The following is a 1,624-nucleotide window of genomic DNA, read 5'->3' as shown; positions in this document are numbered from 1 at the left end:
GTGCCGGTGATCGGCCTGGGCGTGATGGCAACCTTCACCAACCTGACGACAACCGGGATCACTTTCGCCGCTGTAATGGGATCACTGGCGGCGTTGGCATTGGCACTGTTGATTCGGCGGGAACGGGCGGAGGCGTGACGAGTCCGGATATTCACCAAGCAGCAACGCAGGGCGAATAAGACGGGGCTAAAAATCACCACCACAGTTGGCGCATTCTCACACTATCCCATCACTCTCAGGCGTCAGGTGATATTCTTCGTCAGATACTCAAGGTGCTTGCCATCGGTACCACAACAACCACCAAGAATTTTCAATCCGAAATCTCTGTTCAACTGCGCCATGAGCGCTCCCCACTCTTCAACAGATTCGGATTTTAGTTCTGCTGAACCTTCCAGCTCGTCATGGCTGAGGGAGGAGGCGTTTGCCTGCATACCAATCAGCCGTTCAAATAATTTTTCAGAGAGCGTATCCGGATCAAGAAATGACGGGTAGGAGCAGTTAACAAAATATCCAAGCGGTTTACTAGTGGTCTTGGCATCAACATATTCGATTGCCTTCTGAAGCTCTGTTCCATCCAGGACGTTACCATCGGAACCAATCACAAAACTTATGATGTAAGGTAATCCCGTAGCTTCCATTGCAAGAGCAATTCCGGCGGCCTCCTCTACTGAAGGCAACGTGACTGCGATGAGGAAATCCACACCCGAGTCTGCTAGCTGATCGATCTGCCATTTATGGAATTCGGTTGCTTCATCCAGTGACAAGCCTTCCTCAGGTAGATAGCAATCGTTCTTACAGCCAATCAGACCACCAATTTTAACGGGCACTTTCCTGGATTCTTCGACAACTAATTCTTGCAGGAACTTTGCGGCGTCAACGTTAATGCCCTGTCGCTGATTTGAGGCTTGCACTCTCTCCCTGTTTGCCCGCCAGGTAGGCGTACAAAGCAATATTGGCCGGTTATTCGCCTCAGCAATGCCCAGATATTCCCGGTAAAGGCTCTTCAGCTCCGCCCTACCCTCGTCGCTGTAAATCAATGGGGTCTGAACCAAACTCTCGTCCAGTTCTACCTTTGCGCTTCGACGGAGCCTTTCGATAATGGCAGCCTCCGCGAGGATAAATTGATGGTTTTCCAGAAACTCTTTCATCTGAAATTCTCAGGGGACCTCGTTTATTAGCGTTGCCAACAGGGGCTTGAGGGGCTAGTTATATTCACTGAGGTTGGCCATATCCCTCGAAGGACTGCTCAACGCCTAGATGAACCTTATACTCAACATACCGGGAAATCTGTAGTTCCTCATTTTCATATTTTTCCCGTTCCTTCACTGCCTCCATCGAGGGCCAGCTTTCTACACCGATATAATCCCATTCGTCATCGCTTTGGCTGCAATCGATCATAGAAATTGCCTTCATTCCCAAGGCATCAAGGTTAGCCCGATCCCTGACCATAAACTGTCTTCGTTCTTCCTCAATTAGCTGGAAAAACGCTGGTTTCATCTTGGCAAAAAACAGCCTGACGATATGCGCTTCATTCTTCATTGGGGAAACGTCCGTTTAGTATGAATCTGGAACATAACGCCAGCAGCATGCGAGGCCTTGGAATGTAAGCGCCAATAAATCCGCA

At 49.4% G+C, this 1,624-nt stretch carries 2 protein-coding genes; both read right to left on the bottom strand.

From position 1 onward, the window contains the following. Positions 1–242: 242 nt before the first annotated feature. Positions 243–1,148: a homocysteine S-methyltransferase family protein gene (locus B2W52_RS02580; protein WP_273070829.1), complete on the bottom strand. Its 906-nt coding sequence runs from the start codon at positions 1,146–1,148 to the stop codon at positions 243–245. A gap of 64 nt (positions 1,149–1,212) precedes the next feature. Then, positions 1,213–1,539, bottom strand: coding sequence for a hypothetical protein (locus B2W52_RS02575; RefSeq protein ID WP_273070831.1), 327 nt, complete (start codon positions 1,537–1,539; stop codon positions 1,213–1,215). Positions 1,540–1,624: the final 85 nt, after the last annotated feature.

This window comes from Marinobacter sp. UBA2498 (assembly GCF_002341575.1).
Taxonomy (GTDB): domain Bacteria; phylum Pseudomonadota; class Gammaproteobacteria; order Pseudomonadales; family Oleiphilaceae; genus Marinobacter; species Marinobacter manganoxydans.
Note: the sequence above shows the minus strand (reverse complement) of the source record. Positions and strands in the feature narration are given on the sequence as shown.